The 19,972-nt window shown below is 39.7% G+C and carries 13 protein-coding genes and 1 pseudogene; 1 reads left to right on the forward strand and 13 read right to left on the reverse strand.

The features are described 5' to 3' along the window. Window positions 1–9: 9 nt before the first annotated feature. The 12 genes and pseudogenes from HWQ42_RS17420 to HWQ42_RS17475 all read right to left on the reverse strand — a co-directional run bounded on the left by HWQ42_RS17420 (window position 10) and on the right by HWQ42_RS17475 (window position 14,706). Entirely contained in the window at window positions 10–900 is an 891-nt protein-coding gene (locus HWQ42_RS17420) for a hypothetical protein (RefSeq protein ID WP_292814346.1), read from the reverse strand. A gap of 591 nt (window positions 901–1,491) precedes the next feature. Next, window positions 1,492–1,998 (reverse strand): 3D domain-containing protein, encoded by a 507-nt coding sequence (locus HWQ42_RS17425; RefSeq protein ID WP_292814349.1) that lies wholly within the window; start codon window positions 1,996–1,998, stop codon window positions 1,492–1,494. A gap of 334 nt (window positions 1,999–2,332) precedes the next feature. After that, window positions 2,333–3,700 carry an IS4 family transposase gene (locus HWQ42_RS17430; RefSeq protein ID WP_292814352.1) on the reverse strand — a complete coding sequence of 456 codons (1,368 nt, stop codon included), beginning with the start codon at window positions 3,698–3,700 and terminating at the stop codon, window positions 2,333–2,335. 159 nt (window positions 3,701–3,859) lie between these two features. After that, window positions 3,860–4,369, reverse strand: a complete 510-nt coding sequence (locus HWQ42_RS17435) for an AraC family transcriptional regulator (RefSeq protein ID WP_292814355.1) — start codon at window positions 4,367–4,369, stop codon at window positions 3,860–3,862. A gap of 116 nt (window positions 4,370–4,485) precedes the next feature. Continuing rightward, window positions 4,486–5,507 (reverse strand): annotated as a pseudogene (locus tag HWQ42_RS17440) (IS4 family transposase). 767 nt (window positions 5,508–6,274) lie between these two features. Next, the gene (locus HWQ42_RS17445; protein WP_292814357.1) at window positions 6,275–7,213 is read right to left on the reverse strand and encodes a hypothetical protein; all 939 of its coding nucleotides are present in this window, start codon (window positions 7,211–7,213) and stop codon (window positions 6,275–6,277) included. A 176-nt stretch (window positions 7,214–7,389) separates the two neighbouring features. Beyond that, the gene (locus HWQ42_RS17450) at window positions 7,390–8,178 is read right to left on the reverse strand and encodes a hypothetical protein (RefSeq protein WP_292814359.1); all 789 of its coding nucleotides are present in this window, start codon (window positions 8,176–8,178) and stop codon (window positions 7,390–7,392) included. Between the two features lie 61 nt (window positions 8,179–8,239). Beyond that, the gene (locus HWQ42_RS17455) at window positions 8,240–9,343 is read right to left on the reverse strand and encodes a hypothetical protein (protein WP_292814362.1); all 1,104 of its coding nucleotides are present in this window, start codon (window positions 9,341–9,343) and stop codon (window positions 8,240–8,242) included. A gap of 137 nt (window positions 9,344–9,480) precedes the next feature. Beyond that, window positions 9,481–11,337 carry a hypothetical protein gene (locus tag HWQ42_RS17460; RefSeq protein WP_292814365.1) on the reverse strand — a complete coding sequence of 619 codons (1,857 nt, stop codon included), beginning with the start codon at window positions 11,335–11,337 and terminating at the stop codon, window positions 9,481–9,483. Window positions 11,338–11,473: 136 nt separating this feature from the next. Continuing rightward, entirely contained in the window at window positions 11,474–12,844 is a 1,371-nt protein-coding gene (locus HWQ42_RS17465) for a hypothetical protein (RefSeq protein WP_292814367.1), read from the reverse strand. 47 nt (window positions 12,845–12,891) lie between these two features. Continuing rightward, window positions 12,892–13,752 carry a hypothetical protein gene (locus HWQ42_RS17470; RefSeq protein ID WP_292814370.1) on the reverse strand — a complete coding sequence of 287 codons (861 nt, stop codon included), beginning with the start codon at window positions 13,750–13,752 and terminating at the stop codon, window positions 12,892–12,894. 81 nt (window positions 13,753–13,833) lie between these two features. After that, a complete protein-coding gene (locus HWQ42_RS17475; protein ID WP_292814373.1) occupies window positions 13,834–14,706 on the reverse strand; it encodes a hypothetical protein in 873 nt (290 codons plus the stop codon). A gap of 1,130 nt (window positions 14,707–15,836) precedes the next feature. Between HWQ42_RS17475 and HWQ42_RS17480 the strand changes: the two genes are divergently transcribed. Then, window positions 15,837–18,743, forward strand: coding sequence for an S-layer family protein (locus tag HWQ42_RS17480; RefSeq protein ID WP_292814376.1), 2,907 nt, complete (start codon window positions 15,837–15,839; stop codon window positions 18,741–18,743). A 234-nt stretch (window positions 18,744–18,977) separates the two neighbouring features. On the opposite strand, the gene HWQ42_RS17485 is transcribed toward HWQ42_RS17480, so the two are convergent. Beyond that, a complete protein-coding gene (locus tag HWQ42_RS17485; RefSeq protein ID WP_292814379.1) occupies window positions 18,978–19,706 on the reverse strand; it encodes a tetratricopeptide repeat protein in 729 nt (242 codons plus the stop codon). Window positions 19,707–19,972 lie beyond the last annotated feature (266 nt).

A 19,972-nucleotide genomic window follows, 5' to 3' on the forward strand; every position in this document is an offset into this window, starting at 1 on the left:
AACAAATAACTATTTTTGATCAGAAAAAAATGCTGAAAATGAATTAGTTTCTTGAATGAAATTATTGAGACGGTTACTGGTTATTTTTCCCTCTATTGAAGCGATAAAAATTGCTTTAAATTTTGTTAAAGTATCACTGACATTATTAATTTTTGATATTATTTCAGCATCCTGTATCAAAACCTTATATCTTGTTTCTATCCACGTATCCTTATCCAAGTCTTCTAACTGAATGAGGGGTTTTATAACAAGGCGATATTCTTGTAAGTCTTGTAGTATTTTTATCTCATTTTTCATTGAATCACTGATTAGTTTTAACAATTTTTCTTGGATTGTTATTTCTTGATAAATAATGTCTTTACGATTTTCTAATTCTTCTCTAAGTGCGCCACGAATCCGAGCATCAAGAACTATTTTAGTTACTGATGGTAGCCGATCAATTTTGATAGGACTTAATTTTATCAGCTTGCTGCCACTATTTTGTAAATTGTTGGCTATACTCTCAAGTGCTGCCTTACTTCTATCAGGAGAGTCAGAATCAGCTAACTGTATGAGTTTATTAAAGTAGTCTTGTAAAAATTGGTTGTGATTGCGAAGCTCTTTGATAAGTTCAAGGCGTTCTTTATCTTTTTTTGATAATTCTCTGTAACGCTCAAAAAACTTTATAGTGGCTTCATTACTAAGCTTACCTTCTCTGGTAGTTATTCTATCACTTAGTAATCTTTCAGATGTTGTATTGATTGTAATATTGCCAGCAGTGTCTAATAGAGAGTTAGTAGCTTCAGCAAAAACTTTTCCAGATTCGGCGAATTTTTTATACTCATCTTTAGACCTACAGCCACTTGTGAAGGTTGCTATAATCACTATTACTGTCAATGTTTTGTGAAAGTTTTTCATCATAAGTATTTGACATTAAATTGCTTATTCAAAACGGTTGTTTTGCATACAAATTATCTGTATAGCAACTTCTATTTGGATTACAAGTAGTTAACCATCAATATTTTGAAATTCTCAACTACTCTTTATCAAGCTATCACCTTGTTTTTATGCAGCAGATCGGTTATTGTAACAGTTATTAACAATAGCCATTTGAACATACATTACCCGGATTTCTCACAAGTGAAAAAATCATGGGAGTGAACAAAATTTAGGATAATTTAATTGATACATGATTAAATTGGATAAGTGAGCAGGATAAACCAAAGTAAAAACAGAAAGCTACAAGTTCTGTAATTAAGGTTAATCCTGCATCAGATGTTACTGTCTCACCCTTAAAATTAACTACGATTGCAGATAACTTTACTTGTTCAAATTTGAACTATTCCGGTATACAATCTGTTTTCTGAGAAGTCATGCTTAAAACTGCTGGAATTCATTTGCAATAGACATTTTGGCAGTTTTTGACTCCTCTTTTCTCTGGCTTTGTGAGAAATCCGGGTGTACGCTTCAAGTCCTTGTTAAGCGCAAACACTATTTTCTGGCTATGTGGCATTAGGGAATGGTAAGTATCATCCCAACTTGAAGCTGATTAGGGTCAGATCCAATTACGGCTTTATTTGCATCGTAGATTTTTCTCCACGATTGTTCACTATCATCCCCGTAAAATTTTTGGGCGATCGCGGAGAGAAAGTCACCCGGTTGAACAGTATAGGTTCGACTATCAGGATCATTACCTACCCCATTGTCTAAAACTGCCGTGACAGACTTTACACCTAAATTGATAGCTTCGCTGTTAGTATCAACAAAGATATCAATCTTGTTACCTTGAATTGCTGTACCCGTATCTAGTGCTGCCGCTTGAACCTGGCTTCCATCCCAAAGTATCAAAGTAAAGTTTGTTTTCAGGGCAATAACATTTGGGTCTATAGCGCACTGTAGATGCCCTTGACCACTAAGTGCTTCATGTAATGTAGATCCAAAAATGCCAGTCGCAGGTGCATGTCCTTGTGTTTCTTCCCTGCTGTAAAATGTAGCTTGTAGATTCAATTGAGTAGACATGATTTTATCCTTTGATAAGTTAAGTTTTTGGAAAAGGCAAGGTTTAGCTTGCTTGTTGAGCCTTTTGCTCTTTCTTAATATCAATACTATTCTTTAGTAATTGGATTGATAATTAACTATTTTTAGGTAAGAGACTAATTAAGTATTAAATATTTTTAGATTATTCTCACAATGAAAAATCCGCTTATTTACAAATTGCATAATAAGCGTATCAGATGCGTGATAATATATTAGTTGATTAATTAGCGGCTAATAGTTAGGTAATATTTTAGGGTATCATTATAACAATCAGTGAGAACGGAATGGCACTAAGAAAAGCCGAAACGCTTGTGTATTAAGCAGTTTGCAACTGCTTTCGTAATTCGTGCCGGGGTTTGGTCATTAAGGGATAAGCTTTCGGGCGGCGTTTACGGACTCGTGGTTCGTTTCTAGCAGGACGGTCAGGAACAGCCTTGTGAGCAATAACTTTTAGCAAAGTGCGATAAATTTGGTGGCGTTTTTGAGAAGTTGCTGCTAATAATTTGGGAATAAAGTTAATTAAATGATGGCGAGTACCTTGCAGTGATAGGCGATTTGGAGGGGTAGTATAAGTAGTTCCAGCCGACCACATTAAGCTACGAAGTAGATTGTAAGCCAGCAAATAAACGTAAATTTCTTTGCGGATCATTGAGGGTGTTTTACATCGCAGAATATCCATACCCAAGGTAGTTTTGAGATGTCTTAAATTTAGTTCAACATCCCAGCGTTGGCCGTAAAGTCCAACAATTGCCAGAGTAGAATAAGAAGATCCATCTAAAAGAGTGGTAATTAAGCTAACTTGTTGAGTCCGAAAACCAGGAATAACAATATAATAGTAAATCTCTCGCACAGTTATTGAAGGAGGTAAAGCATTAAATTCATCTTTATCCAATCCTTTTGGGCAAGTTTTAGGCTTATACCAAGTAACTAATTTGTCGCAATCTCCAATAATTTTACCTTTTCGCATAGTTGTTGTGCGAGATTGATGTTTACGAAACACGACATCACAATTAAACTTTTTGATAGTAAACATATCGGCGTAAGCACAAAAAGCTCTATCCCCTACAAGCACATCATTAGGTTTGAGAAAACTGTACAGTTTTCTAGCTAATTTAATATCATGAGTGTTCAGAACATCTATGCACAAGGCAACGGCAGCTCCCGTTACTAAACTGAATATCACACCAATTTTGGCAATTGGGAATCCACATTCCGGCTTTTGACTACTGGGTTGTGGGTATTCTTTTTGGTTTTCTACAGTGTCAGGCATAGAGACCGTCGAGCCGTCTATCACTAAAATATTTCGACCACACCATAGATGTTCTTGGGTTACTTTCTCTTCCAGTTTTTGTGCTGAATAATTGAAAATTTTTTCTAACAATTTTTCTGGTAATCTTGCCCGTGCTTGGCAGTAAGCACTTGTATCTGTTGAGGGAACTTCTACTTCTGACTCAGCCAAATGTGCAATTATTTTACTCACAGCATTATTACAAGTTTTGTCTGTATCTAATACTTGAGATAAAAATGCCCATAAAGTTACGAATGGGTCAAATAACCGTTTTTTATATTTGATTTTTAGCTCAGATATTGCAAGTTTTATTGCAGATTCTGGCAATAGTTCTTTAAAAGGTAGCCCCAGACTTTGGCTGAATTTATCCTTGAGGATTTGTACTCTTAGTGTCACAGTAGTATTTATGATGTTAGCTTGCTCGTCTCAGAAAAGTATTTCACGGACGAGTAAGCTTTTTCTACCTCTAAAAATTTTTTAGGCAACTGTGCATCATCTCTTCATCAGCGGTAAGCGTTAGCCATGCCGTCAGGCTTATCGCACCTACTTGTGCCATTAATTACTGCGCTCTCTGGCATTAAAAGCTGTAACCCTTATTCTGCATACCTTAGAGCTTTTCTTAGTGCCATTCCAGTGAGAACGCTGTATTTTTCTCCAAGCACAAGGAGTATTTTGATAGTAATTTCGAAACTGACAGTAGAAATGATTGATATTTTGATAGCCTACTTTTAAAGCAATATTATCAACGGAGTCATTAGTTTCTAAAAGCAAGGTGCTTGCTTCTGCTATCCGACGCTCGATAATCCAATTATTGACCGTTTTTCCGGTAAGTTTTCGTACTAAGTCGGTTAAATAAGCTGAGGAATAACCAACTGCTTGAGCTACTTCTTTTAATCTAATACTTTGATGATAATTCACTTCAATAAACTCGAAAACCTTACGCAGTCGGGGAATAGATGGAAATATGGAATCTTGAGTATTTACTTTTTTACTTTTGTTGTTAGTAGAGGATTTCTCCTGTTTTTGATGAACGCTAACAAGACCATTTTCTGTAAAAGTTGCCATTGTTCTTTTCCTTTAAAAACTAAGATTTTTTAACATAAGGTTTAGCTCAGAAATGTTGAATTCTGATACAAAACCTTACATACCTAGTTACACTAACTCTAAAAAGTCTAAAATAGTCAACATGACATCATCTCCTCAAACCAATGAACATAACTGATTTTCTGACACATACAAGATTGTAAATAGCGGAATTTATCTAATAGCGTATGTCCCCATTGTTGTGGGATAGATAATATTTGTAAAATTAGATAAGCTATTAAACTAATGTAAAGTTGTATGGTGATACCATTGACGTTCTTAGTAATTAACTTGTCAAGTTTTAAATATATTTTTAAAAACTGCCACAATAGTTCGACTCCCCAACGTAATCGATAAATGTCCTAATTTCATCATCAGTAACTGCTGCATCTCCTGACTCAGGTAAATTAGTGACTAAGCGAAACTCGGTTTTGGTTTCTAAATCACAAAAATTAATCACTCTATAAGCTTGAGCATCATCAGATGCACCAACTTTAACTAACCCAGTTGATTCCTCAAATTCTAGTTTCCAATTATTTTTTATCCGCAAGACAAAATATTTTTTTTCTTGTACTAATTCTTGAATAAATTTTAGTCCAGCAAATCCTCTATCCATTACTCCAACAGCATTTGTTGGTAAACTAGACATCATTTTAGAACCAAATTTATAATCATGGTCATGCCCAAAATTGATGAAGTTATCTGATGGACTTCCAGTAGATAGATTTAGGGAACTAAAAAGTTTTACTTGATGGTGTCCTAGTATCCATAACAACTTACTGGTGAGAGCAATAATTGTTGAGTCAATTGGAGAAATTGCATATTTATCGTGTAATTTTTTTTGAACTTTCTTCTGTACTAATTCATTTAATTTTTGGTAAATTTCTGGAAATGGTTTTTGGCTTCGATGTAAATTTGCTTTAGAGAAAGTAGAAATATCTACCTCAAATCCTGTGTTGTTTAATCTGTTAAACAAATCTCGCATACTTGTTAAGCTGTTATCCATAGCATAAGATAACCAGCACTCAAAGAACAGACGACTGTTCAATACTGGATAATCGTTTTTTGGCAGTCCTCTTAAGATACCTTTGACAATCTTGGGAAATGAATTTATAATCACTATCAAATAGATATACCTTAATTTTCCGCCCAAAAATTAACATATTTGGGGCTATTTTTATCGGGTTATTTTTAACATTCAACACTTTTGGGTTTAGCTTGTTCAATACCTTAGCTAAAATAAGAGAATGAAGAGAGAAGCCCAATGTAATAGAGTTATTGTCTTCACATAAATTTCCAAGCTTGGGTGCGATCACCTACGGTAGGCGCTTGCGCCATCGCAAACGTGGCTTTCTATATGTCCGTGAAATCTTAAAAATGCGAGACTGAAATCCTTGATCTTATTTTATTAATCCAGATTTTTGCGTTGAACTCTCGTAAATTGGCAGAGGTATTGATCTCAGTAACCCATTTTTGACTGTAGTGTTTCAGATCCTGTGAACAGTTACGTTCAGATTAATCCGAACTAGACTGTGTAATCCCGTTTGTTGCAGATTTGACACTATTTTTGCAAGTCTAGAACAAATCAATCGCAAAGTGTAGCCATTCTGTGTTGCTCCTTGCCACAGGACAGGAGCAGATTTTGGAGTTGTTGTAGCAAACATATTAGTTCTCCTTAAATGATAGAATAGACATCTTCGGAAATGAGGTATCGACTCTGACTGCACAAGGCTTTTATCTTCTTTTTCGGAGATGTCTAATCATGATTAGTCGCAATGCTGCTTAAGTTAGGATCAAAAGCGCGATCGCTCTCTGTTACATCACTCAGATTGAGTTATTACTTCAAAGAAACTTCCTGCTAAAGCACAGACAATACCACAAATGCACTCATCTTCTTTTCTTAGGTCTGTTTAGGGGTTGAAGCTTTGGCACTTGTTCTTGTATCTGTGGACTTAATATCTGCCGAAGTTTATTATGCTGATCTGCGATTCCTCGTAATTTCTCTCGCCCTCTTCTAAGTTTTTCATCATGACCACCCCGAAGTCTATGTTCATTAAGTCTTCGGTTGTATTGATTGAGTGCAATCCTATGTTGCCTGTCTAAATCTGCTATTCTTTTTCGATTTGTTCGGTCATTTTGCGTAGAATTCTTGAGATAATGATTTGTTTGTGACAATCTTCCTAAGCTTTTATTGTCCAAGTGCCCCGCAATCGCACCTACCATTTCTGGGGGTAAATTTCCCAACCTTGCTCCTCCTTCATACTCATATTCGTTCTCGTACTTGCCTTCGTATTCCCCTTCGTACTCACCTTCATATTCGTTCTCGTACTCGCCTTCGTTTTCGTACTCACCCTCGTATTCGCCTTCGTTTTCGTACTCACCCTCGTATTCGCCTTCGTTTTCGTTCTCATATTCACCTTCGTACTCACCTTCGTACTCGAATTCATTCAACAATTGTTGAATGGGGCACGATCGCACGAAAACAATTGCACTTTGCTTATTATCTATTGGCTGAGTTAAAACCTGATACTTTCTCGTTTTGCCAATTGCTGTGAAGGTTTGCAGATTTCGACCAAATGTTCGACTTGATACTGTTTCTGAAACGGTTGCATGATTGACAACCTGAGCGATCGCACTCACAACAGCACTTTCTAAGCTGCTTTTGTTATTACTACGGATACTATGTACTAAATGCTCTAATCCGGTTTGTTTCAGGTTTGAAATAATTTGAGTCAACACAGAGCGAGTCAATCGCAAGGTATGACCATCTTTAGTTGAACTTTGCCATACTGCTGATGGTTGTCTTGATGTATTGGAAGCCAACATAACACTTTATCCTTTTATTTAAGATTGACAAATTTGTAATTTCTGGAACTTACGCAATCATTTTCAAATCAACTGCACTCAAGCGCGTTTGAAGTTGGGTTTAATAGCAGTGTTGATGTCCTAAAAATCAGTTATTAAGTAGGTTTTTCCCCATAGCAGCGTATCTCCAGTTTTAGCTATCTAGTTATGTCAGTTATGACTAATTGATTCTTTGTAAACGCATAGTGCAAGTGATAGGTCGTACGTCCAACTTGCAAGGTTATATGAGGTCTTGGATCAGCTGCTCGTCCTTGACCACCCAATCCCCCAACGTGACCACTAGAAAGAATTTGCCAAGTGTTCGTATCCATTTCCTTTAGTAGTGCGTTAGCGTCTCTTGCTACAGGTTTTTTTGATTGACGTGCCTGATTTAGCACATTTGAAAGTAGTCCTTTATTGATATTAAATGCCACATTATCTCCTTGCGATTGTGGGCGGGTTTTTCGAGAGTTTTTAAGCTGACTCTTTTTAGCTTTGTTAGGCCTACTCTCATACTCACCTTCTTGCAAAGTCTGTTCTATCTCCGATTGACCAGATTCGGATTCTTGCTCCCACTCTTGTTCGATTCCTCTAGGCTGAGAACGAATGAAAATGATTCCTGCATACTTATTATTTATCGGCTGAGTCAATATTTGAAAATTTCTCCTTTTGCCTTGTACTGTAAAAACATGAATTTGTCGATCTAAGTAGGAACTTTCTTGAGTTTTGAAACGAGTTGCATTGCTAACAATTTGAGCAACTGAACGAACAATAGCGTCTGTAAGATTAGCGTTCTTATTGCTTTGAACTAGATTCTCTAACCCAGTACGTTTTAGATTTGACGTAATCCTCGCTACTCCAACACGAGTTAAGAGCAAGGTGTAGCCATCTTTCGTGAGTCCTTGCCACACTAACGAGGGTTTTGTTGATGTTTTGGAAGCCAACATAATACTTTATCCTTTTATTCAAGATTTAGAAATTCACTAATTTGTAATTGTTGTTTCGTGTTCAATCCCTAACGTTAATCTGACGGGGTTCATAAGGCACAGTCCGTTGAACGTGACCTCGATAAGCAATGCCCAAACTTTCACCACTGGTAAGCCATTCTTCGGCAACATCTGCAATTTCTCGCAACAGAGCTTCAAATTCAGCCCGCGAATTATTGAGAATATACTTCTGAGCTAACCAGCGGATAATATCGCGTCCAGCAACAGCCATCCGGTGACGTTGAGAAGCATCGATTTGCTCGTTAAAATAGCGGCTCATCACTTCTTCAATCACATCCCAAGCATCATCTGCACCAAAGAGTCTTTTGATATCATCTGAGTTGAGAATTCTAAAAGCTTCGTCCAAAAGCTGTAAGACTTCAATCCGCAAAACATTAATGTGACCGTAAGAAGCCCATTTCAAGTTATTTCGCAGATCCAAACCCGCTCGTCTGACGGTGGCAATACTGCCAAAACTAGGGTCAAAAGCTCTATCTCGAATCACATCAGAAATGCGTTTATCGCGCCACAACTCAGCCACATTATTAACAAACAGAGTAAACAAAGGATGAAATTTTTGATTAGGTTGGGCGCTAGGTGCTGGTCTGACTGTGGTGTAACCTAAGACGCGACGGTAAGCCTGAAATCGTTCTTTTTTAGTAAAGCGCAAAACGCTGCGGCGGTCAAAGCGATACAGACCATAAGCACCATCACCAGTGGATAATCTGACAGCACCTGCATAATACAATTCCTGAAGTTTGTTGATGGCGCGAAACACGCCCATCCGCTCGTGCTGATATATATAGTAGAGGTCAGATACTGCTAGAATTCGCTCCGAGGCAATTTGCTCGTCGTAATCGTCCACCTTTTCAGGCATCCGCGCAGAATTCACCTTAGCAGCTGCTTCTTTGCCAAGACCGATTAATTCTGCTAAACCTCCATCTGGTGGTGGTGCAATTTTGGTTTCTGCTTCTTCCACCTCCTCAAGCATATCCTCAAGCCGATCGGTGAGAGCATCTGCAAGTTGAGGATTTTGAATCAGCTGGGGGCCGAGTTTTTCTGTGAGGTTTTCCTTGAGCGCAGCAACGCGATCGTATAAACTTTGATTTTCTCCTGCCGTTGACATGGTGAGTCTCCTAAATTGGGGTAATAGGTAATGGAAAATGGGTAATAGGGCAAGAAAAATTACCTTTTGACCGATAACCAATTACCAATAAATATTGAAAGGATTACTGTGAAGTATTTAGACTTGTAGCAAAGTCTTTACCGAGAAGGAGCAATTCTTTTAAGAGAAGAAATTTTACCTGTAGATAATTGCTCAGTTGCTTGGTTATTTGTTGACGGTGGAATAATTTGCTTGGCCAGTTCCTTAACCTGATATAACTGGAACGATAAATCTCTGAGGGCACGCAAAACACCTTCGCGTCTAAAAGCTGTGTTACGTACAGGTGTGAATGAAGCAGCTTGTACCAAAATCATCAATTTTTCGGCTGTTTCTGCTAAAGCTTCGGCGATACCTAATTTACCTCCTGCTTTCGCCAGTGCCGGGCCTTCCTCTGCTCCAAAACGCCAAGCCCAAGTTAGCAAACCTTCCACAGTCATCGGAGGCACTAGTTTGGCTAAATCCTTTTTCAGATACGCAGTGCCATCTGGTAATGGAAAAGCTTCATCAATAGGCATTCCAGAGGGAGATTTGACTGTTTTAAAGTCGATGGAAATTGCTTGTCTGTCTGCCGCACCCAAGAAAACCATATCCATAATTCGGTAGACATCTTGAACTGATTCGGCAATAGTTGATAAAGCTTGCGATAGCAATACAAGCTGTGGCCCTACAAATGCTCCACTCTCAGAATCTTCAATATAATCATTCCAACTACCTCTTAGAGAAACAAGGTAGTCGCGGATAATCAAGAAATTCCCATAGTTTTGTTCTTCATCAACAGTATTAACGCGATCACAAGTTAGTCCATAAACATCAGCAAGATTTTTCAGCTGTCCTCGAATTTCGTCTGAGTCGTCATCCTCAGCACTACCAATCAGCACCTGGAACAAATTATCAACACGCTGGACGCGCGGGCCACCTGAAGCTCCAAGTTCATTAACTAACTCAATCATTTCAGTGCGAATAATGGCCCGCATTGCTTCCATATTTTGCCGATCCGCCGCACGATTTAGCGAATAAAGCTTATCCAACAAAGGCATTGCGTCTTTTAATGCAATCTTGGCACGATGGTAGAGACTTGCTTGAGCGCCACTAACAGTACCACCAAGGTCATTCTGTACCCCAACGTAGGTACGGGGAGACCATTCATACTCAGTGCGTCCATTGGTTTGTTTGGGTGTAAAACTTTGATTTAGAGTATTTACGAATGCTTTGGGATCGCCTTTAAAGTTTTGCCCTAACACCTCACTTAATACGCTGTTTAGCATCTGCTCTAGCGAACCGTTATTATTATCGATATTAGTCAGTGAGGAAGTTTGCGTAGTTAATTTGAATGTTGAGTTTGCAGTTGGTAAAATATCGTAAACAGTGATGGGTTGTTCTTGATAATCTTGTCTGGGGCGTTCTTCAACTTTACCGTCATCAATTAGGTCAATTGTGACGTTGGCAATTATGTAATCGCTGGGGGTTTCGTCTTCGTTAAAAATAACAAAAGCAGGATTCAAGGGTAAAGGTGGCTCCTCTACCTCAGATGGCAAAGTCAGATTCTCTCGTGTTTCGCTAAAACCAAGAAGTTCTCTGCCTTGATAAACATTGAAGAAGATATTAGGTGTCCACTTCAGACCTAAAAAGCCTTGCCGAAAGTCTTCATCTGTAAACTTAATTTCAAACAAGCCTACAGAATCTGTTTTGCCAGCACCAAGGCGATCGTCCAATCTCTCGTCATTATCCCACATTTCGACCCGAAGACCTGCAACTACGAGTGTTGCTTGAGCGGCTCGTAATTTTCCTTTTAGTTCTCCTAGCTGAGTCTCTAAGTTAATTCCACCCTTAGAACTATTCCCAGATTTTATTTTGGTTTCAACCTCTTTAATAGAGTTTTTCAGAGTTTGAACTTCAGTTTTGATGTTGTTTTCTTGGACAGGTGAAACTTGTCCACGAATACGATAAATTTTCATGAATTATTTCTCCGGTTTGGATTTTACGTTTTTAGTTGGGGATGCATTGTAAATTCCCAAATTCTCAACCAAACGAGTTCATTTAAGACTTATACATTCACCAAAAAACGATAGCAAATTGGTATTATAAGTCTTACTATCTTCTTGCTAGGGCATCGTAAAAGTTTTTCGTAATCATTCTTGGTTCTGCTAGTCGGTTGTCGAGCGCCCAACGAGACGCGGGAATTAACAACCGCTCTGGAATAATCCCCGGATCGTTACCAGTTGCTAGACGCTCCCCTGCTTCCTCAACCATCTCCTGGTGTTGGGGTTTGAATCCCGTTACTTCAGCTAAAGTTTTGTTCCCCAGTTGTTCGTATTCGCTAAAGCAGATAGTATCCACAACTAATTTATGAGCTTTACCGAATGTGCGTAAAATTTCTGAGGGAATGTTACCAGCACGAGAGTTGGGATAAATGCGCTCCCACATCCGGCGATATTTTTGAGCTTCTTGAGGAAATCCCATTCTGTGTACTAACTCAATGTTGATGAACACCCGCAGGTAAGGGATCGGATGAGGTTTAGCAGGGTTAAAGTACAAAGTTGCTTTGGGCGATCGCGCCGCAATATCCATTAAAGATGCCACAAACGCTGGGCCTCCCAACAATAAACCAGACATATCTGCAAAAGTTTCACTATGCCATTTAGTCCAAACAGCAGCAACATTACGACTCATTCCAGCTTGCAGCAACCGTTCTCTAATTGCCCGCGGAATCACTTGGCGCAAATCTAAATCTGTTTGCAGATTGTGAGAAACCTCGTGCAAAATTGCTCCTAATGTCCAAGGATTGACTAGGCGGTGATAGGGTAGCTGAATTAATGGGAATGGATTGATTTGCTGACTCAGTTTTGAGAGGGGAATACCACGTCGAAATGTGGCTGGAGAAAAGCCTGTTTTGACATATGAAAACGGCGCGGGTGCTGGAATTGACCTAGCTACTCCTAAACCCATGTAGACATCTTGGTAGCAATCTAAGGCAATGCGATCGCAACCTAATAACCAGTTACTGAATTGGCTTTGCCTTTGTCCAAACAGTTCAAAATAGAAATCCCAAATTTGCTCGATTGCTCTAACCCAATCATGAGCATGTTCTGCGGTCATCATCAATTCTTGCAGACGCTGACTATCCATCTGATACATAGGACTTTCAGCAGCCAGAGTTACTTGCTTGGATATTTGCATGAGCTGAACTCTGAGCGAAGCTATCAGTTGATTCACCGCATTAATTTGGGCATCAGTAGGGCTAGCCGGATCTGTACCAAACTCATTTTGACGAAAGGGACGCAAAGCTGCTGCGTGTCTAGTAACATTTAGTGCTTGTACCCTTAGCCAAGGTTTTAAACTAGCCAGAGTCTGTTTAGAATTTGTACGGGGAGTTTTTTGAGCAAAACCAAAACCAGCTAGATTGTTTGACTGAGCAACATTTTTTACACCTAATTGTGTTGGCGTTTTTGCAAGTCCGTTCATATTTTTACTATTCTGTTTGCAGCAGTTGGACTGATTAACGAGCGGCTCTAAGGGGAAATATGGCGACGCTTGCGATTAGGTACAGGAGAGGAATAACTTGGGGCTTGCTCCATCGGTGAGCTATTGAAGGACTTATGGTGTCTCCTCTTGTTGTGCAATAGGTTGTCACTAAAATTCGTAGTATTGTTTAACACCTGATGCTGTGCTAGATGCGATTTCTGTATCACTTGAGAAATCCTGTTGGGATTGTCTAAAACCCTAGCTGTATGATCTGCCAGTACCCGCAGAGCAGTTGTGTGCGTGAGCGGTTGACCTCTATTTGCCCGTCGAGATAGCGTTATTACTGTTCCTTTGACAATGTGGGGAACTGTGCGTAATAGTGGACGTGTTTTTGGGCTTTTGTGTAGAACCCGACCGACTGTAGCTACTCCTTCAATCAGAGATGGAGTGATTGCAGAAATCACTTGAGCAGAATCTCTAGGAAATAATCGTGCCGCTACTGGTAATAATGCTCCTAAGAAAGCTTCGGCTTCAGCTTCACTCTCGCTCTGAGCTGCCCTATATGCCAAGTTGTCCATCACTAATTCATATTCGGGACTTGGGGCAGATTCAAACTCAAACTCTAGCTCAGATTCTGATTCCGCTTCGCTTTGTCCCAATCTATTTACCAGTTTGGCAATATAGGGGTCTAGTTCATATTCGCCTTCAGACTCAAATTCAAATTCTTTCTGGTGCTTTTGCTTTTTACCTTTGCGGTTAACCAAGTGACCTATTTTTCTAATAAGCGTTGGTGCAAACTTTGCAGCTAAACGTGCAAGCAGTGGTAAAAATTCTTCTTTTTCATACTCGTGGGCGAATTCACATTCGGCTTCGCCTTCATGCCATTGTTCTAGTTCTTGCTCAGACATTTTCTCACCTATTTGTTTATTCAAAATTCGCGCTTTAGCTAATGCGTCATTAATCGTTTGGACTCTAAGCAAATACTTTAATTAGCGACTAGCACGAGAAATAGGTTGTCTTCTTTGTCGTGATCTAGGTCGCTCTTCTCTAGTAGTAGTAGTCGCAGTTCGAGAAGACAGTAGCGTTTGGGCAGAAACCATAGGATTGCTAAGAACTTTGCGTGTTTCTCTAGCAATGACACGAGATGCTATGCTAGGGGTGATTTGCTTGCCTTGGTCAATCAGCCGTTCTAATATTTGGCTAACATTTCTAAGGATAGTAGGCAACGTTTTCACTAGCGGACGGGTTTGAGGAGATTTACGTAATGTCTGTGTTAGTGTGGCAACACCTTTGATCAGATGCGGAGAGACTTGTTGCAACGCAGTTGATGTCAGCGGAAGGGTTGTAGCTGCAAGCGCACCTGTGTAAGCTTCTGCTTCTGCTTCACTCTGTACTTGGCTTGCCATAGCTGCAAAGGCTTCAGCTAATGCAGCTTCGTATTCGTACTCATACTCGTTCTCAAATTCGTTTTCGTACTCGTTCTCGAATTCGCCCTCGTACTCATTTTCAAATTCACCTTCGTACTCGTTCTCGAATTCGTTTTCAAATTCGTTTTCAAATTCGTTTTCGTACTCGTTCTCGAATTCGCTCTCGTACTCGTTCTCGAATTCACCATCGACAACCCCGCCTACGGTTTTCTCAGCAATTGGTGCTATCCGTTTTAGGATGGGAGCTAACTTGCGAGCTAGCGCGCGTACTTCTTTAATAAAAGCTTCGCTCTCATACTCGCTTTCATACTCAAATTCACTTTCACCTTCGTACTCGTTCTCGAATTCACCTTCATATTCGTTCTCAAATTCGCCTTCGTATTCGTTCTCGAATTCATTTTCTAAATCGTAGTGCATTGTTCTTGCGTTCGACATTATTTTACTCCTTGAATTCAGAATGCTGCTTATAGAGCATTAAACAAATATTTAGTAGCAACGACTAAGCGTTTTTGATTCTAGGCAATGAACTTACCGAGAATTTCACTACAACCATCAGCAATGTCAATAACCGTATCTGCTTTCTTGGTATTGAAGCCTGTGAAAGATTCATAAATCAGACGAAAGAGCATCGTTGATTATGATAAGTAGATGAGGCTATCGACATATATTGTTTTCCTTGATGAAGTCAAACTTAACTTCTATATGTTTATGGGTATGAGTGAATCAATATTATGCAGCTAGCGCTCAAAATTTTTCTTGACTCTGTATACAACTCCTTTGTATACAACTCATAATCCTTACTCAAACGCCGAAATCAATTGAGTTATGGCAGCGATCACTAAGGTTACACTGATGACAAGTTTGTGAAACTACATAATTAATCTCCTTAAAGTGTGAATAGTTAGCTTGGTCAATACCCTTTGGGCAAGGTATGGTGTGGGTAAGTAGGGTGTAGGGAAAATTTGTGAGGGCTTGAACCCACCACTAATTAAAAATCACTAAATCTACGATTTTGGTAGGGGCTTGAACCCACTTGGTTTCGTTTCAGGGTGTACGAAAGAAAATATAGTCTTTTCTTTCCCCCTACACCCCACTTGGACACCAGCGACGAAGAATCTCCCCATTTGCCACTGAATAAGATATGAAACTTTAGTTCTATAAATCTATGGGTGTAAGCGAATCAATATTATGCAGTTAGTGAGAAAAATTTCTTTACGTATCGTCGTAGCGCACAGGAGCGGGAACTAGTCTAAACTCCAGCAAATAAGTAGTATCAATAAAAATCTATGTTTTTTAGTGATATTACTTTACCTACTTGAGTCTCTAGTAGGGTCAGCAGATTTGATAACAAAAGGCAGAAAACTATAAACAAAATTAATCATTTTATGTTCGCAGGTAATAGCCGCGAACAACTCTTTTTTGTCCAAAGTCCAATTGTAAAGAAAATCTAATAATTATTTGCAATTGCTGAGTCATCTACTGTAATCTTTATGCCTAAAGTATTTTTAATGTAAGAACTGCGCTGAACATTTTTGTTCGAGCATCGCTGAAGGTAAGACAGCAAAATGAGTCAGTGGCATCTAAGTCTATGGGTTCTGATGTGCAGTGCTTTGTGGATACTCGATTGTGTTCGACCGCTCGCAGCTCAAGTGATTCCCGATAACACGCTGCCTGCGGGAGAGCGATCGCAAGTTTCAGGCAATCCCAATTTTCAAATTGAAGGCGGCGCAAGGCGGGGTGGCAATTTGTTCCACAGTTTCCAATCATTTTCTGTACCGACAAAAGGCTCTGCCTACTTCAACAATGCCGCAGATGTGCAGAACATTTTCAGTCGCGTTACGGGTGGTTCAATCTCCAACATTGATGGTGTGATTCGAGCAAATGGAACGCCGAATCTGTTTTTGCTCAATCCTAATGGAATTATATTTGGCCAAAATGCACGGTTGGACATTGGCGGTTCGTTTGTTGCCAGCACTGCAAGTAGCTTGAAATTTGCTAATGGCTTTGAGTTCAATGCTACAAATCCTCAGTCTGCACCTCTACTAAGTATCAATGTACCTGTGGGTTTGCAATACGGCGTAAATCCAGGAGCGATTCAGGTTAAGGGCGATGGTCAGCCTTTTAGGCTCACAGATGAATTGATTGACACAAGAGATGCGCTACGAGTGCCAGCCAATCAAACTCTAGCTTTGGTTGGTGGTGATATTTTCTTAGAGGGAGCAATACTTAAGACGGCAGGAGGAAGGATAGAGTTAGGCAGTGTAGGGGACAACAGTCTGGTTAGTCTCACACCGGTAACTAAAGGTTTTTTCTTGAGCTACGATGGAGTGCAAAACTTTGGCAATATTCAACTATCGCAACTTTCAGCAGTAGATGCTAGTGGCACAGGTAGTGGTGATATCCAAGTGCAGGGTCGCCGTGTTAGCGTCAGCGATGGTTCAAACATTCAGGCAAGTCCCTTAGGAGCAGGAAAAGGTGGAAAGTTAGTAGTGAATGCTACTGAGTTACTAGAGCTAGTTGGTATCTCTGCTGATGGTTATGCCAGTGGCTTGTTTTCTACTGCTTACTCACGTGCAACTGAAGATGCAGGAAACTTGACAATTAATACTCAAAATTTGCTCGTACAAGATGGCGCACAGGTGAGTACTGGCACATTTGGAGCGGGCAAGGGGGGTTCTTTAACTGTCAATGCTAATAATGTGCAGCTGATTGGTATGTCTGCTAATGGTGAGGTGAATAGTGGCCTATTTTCTCAAACCCAATCAACTGGAGATGCAGGAAACTTGACAATTAATACTCAAGATTTGCTCGTGCAAGATGGCGCACACGTAAGTGTCAGCACATATGGAAAGGGCAAGGGGGGTTCTTTAACTGTCAATGCCAATAATGTGCAAATCATTGGCACCTTTGCTAATGGTACCTCTGCTCATTTGCTTGCAAATGCTTACTCAACCGGAGATGGAGGAAACTTGACGATTAATACCCAACACTTGCTTGTACGTGATGGCGGACAGATGAGTGCCAGCACATATGGAAAGGGCAAGGGGGGTTCTTTAACTGTCAATGCTAATAATGTGCAAATCATTGGCACCTCTGCTGATGGTGAGTTTCCTAGTGGCTTGTTTGCTCGAACTCAGAGAGACGCAACCGCAGATGCAGGGAACTTGACGATTAATACCCAACACTTGCTTGTACGTGATGGCGGACAGGTGAGTGTCAGCACATTTGGACAAGGCAGTGGAGGTTCTTTAACTGTCACTGCTAACGATGTACAACTGATTGGCACTTCTGCTGATAGCCAGTTTAGCAGCAGCTTATTTGCAGATGCTCGCTCAACTGGAGATGCAGGGAACTTGACGATTAATACCCAACACTTGCTTGTACGTGATGGCGCAAGAGTCGGTGATGGTACATTCAGAGCAGGCAAGGGGGGTTCTCTAACTGTCATTGCTAACGATGTACAACTGATTGGCACCTCTGCTGATAGCCGCTTTAGCAGTGGCTTATATACTCAAGCCGAATTAAGATCAACCGGAGATGCAGGGAACCTGACGATTAATGCTGAGAAATTACTCGTTCAAGATGGGGCAAAGGTGAGTGTCAGCAGTCAAGGGCAAGGAATTGCAGGTAATTTAACCATTAATGCTAGCTCTATTCGTTTAAACAATAACGCTGCTCTCAATGCTAATACCCAAGCTGTCAATACTGACCCAAGTATTGAGCAAGCTACTATCAATCTGCACTCTAAAGATTTAATATTGTTTCGTGGCAGCAACATTATTACTAATGCCAGTGGAGAAAATGTTACTGGTGGCAACATCAAAATTGACACCGATGTTTTAGTTGCATTTGCTAATAGCGATATCAGTGCTAATTCTACTGACTTTCGGGGCGGAAATGTGAAAATTGACGCTACGGGGATATTTGGTACTCAATTCCGTGATGCACTCACTCCAAACAGCGATATCACTGCCACAGGCAAAAATCAGCAGTTGAATGGTACAGTGCAAATCAATACACCAGATGTCAATCCCAACAACGGATTAGTGGAATTGCCAGCCAATTTTGTAGATCGCTCTGGTTTGATTGCTCAAGGCTGCCCAGCAAATAAAGGCAATTCGTTTACCATCACCGGACGCGGTGGTTTGCCACCTCTACCAACCCAAGCGCTTCGCACTAATCAAACTGCAACTGTTAATTGGGTGACATTGAATCCTCAAGAACAAAGGAATATAAGTGTGGGGGAGAATTCACACTTAGGGAGGAGTAAAAGTCCTAAATTAGAAGTTCCGCAAATCAGCCCGACTATTGTAGAAGCTACTGGTTGGGTAATTAACAAGTCTGGTACAGTGGAGCTAACAGCCTTGACACCTATACCTACTCATACCAATACTTTTAATTCTGCGATCGCTTCCGGCGGGGATTTGCCCATCGTACCTTGTCCATCTCAAGCCGCCGCTATTCAAAAATAATGCAATTTGCTTTTTCCTGGACTCATACCAATTCGCAATTCGCAATTCGCAATTAAAAAACTTAGATGCAGCAAGGCTTTTAGGGTTTACATCTACATCAAATTTTTCGTGAAATGCTATCAACTGTAGGAGATGCCCTGAAAATGTTGACAACCTATGCAGGTTAAAGTTTTCATGGGTAACTGAAGCGTATTGCGTTATAAGCCAGTGTATAACTAATAAAACTCACCTACTTTACCAGTCTATTTCTAAACAATTAGAAGACTGAGAAAGTAACATCTCGTTTAACCAACTTTCAAGTTGTAAATGCAAGCAATAACTAAAAACTTCCTTTTTATGATCGACAGAGGACAGTAATGTGAAAGCACGATTATAAGCAGCAATTGCACAATTCCAATCACTCCAAAGATGATAAGTCCTGCCATATTCAGCCCAAATGTAAGCTTCTAGTTGCCCGAAAAATAGCACCATCTTAAAATTCTCAATAGCTTCTTCGTATTGCCCTAAGTCACGTAAGGTAATGCCTCGATTAATCCAAGCTCGAACATAGCTAGGATTTAAATCAATTGCCCGGTCGTAGTCGGCGATCGCTGCTGCTAAATTTCCGCAAACAGCATAATAATTTGCTCGATTGGTATAAGCACCTGCTAATCTAGGATTAAGTTGTAGAGCAGTTTGATAGTCACACAAAGCTTTTTGTTTTTCATCAATCTGAAAATAAATTAGCCCCCGGTTGTTAAAATCAATGGCGTTATTAGAATCGTAGTCAATTAGTAGGCTAAACAATGCGATCGCCTTACTATATTGTCCTTGTTGAGCCAATTTTAAAGCACTAGAGCGTAAATATTTTTCATCAAAGACTAATTCGCTACTTCTTTTTGTAGCATCATCCAGGGCATTAGTTGTAGTACTGTTCGCAAATTCACGAGAATTATTTTGCTTAATTCTAGAAGCTATTGACATATACTGTTTATCTTGATGATGGGAAACTTTACTTCTATATCTTTATGGGTGTAAACGAATCAATATTATGCAGATAGTGATAAAAAATCAAACGGCTTGATTCAAGAAAATTTTTAAAATTAATAGTCGAATTTTGTCAAAATATTAAAAAAGTATATTATTGCACAATACCAGCTAAAAGCATGATAATGCGTATTTCAAGTTGATTGAGTAAGTAAGACGAGGTGAAAAAACCAAACTATGTAAAGATAAGTAAATACGTATGA

This window comes from Nostoc sp. JL23 (assembly GCF_017115065.1).
In the GTDB taxonomy this organism is placed as follows: Bacteria; Cyanobacteriota; Cyanobacteriia; order Cyanobacteriales; family Nostocaceae; genus Nostoc; species Nostoc punctiforme_A.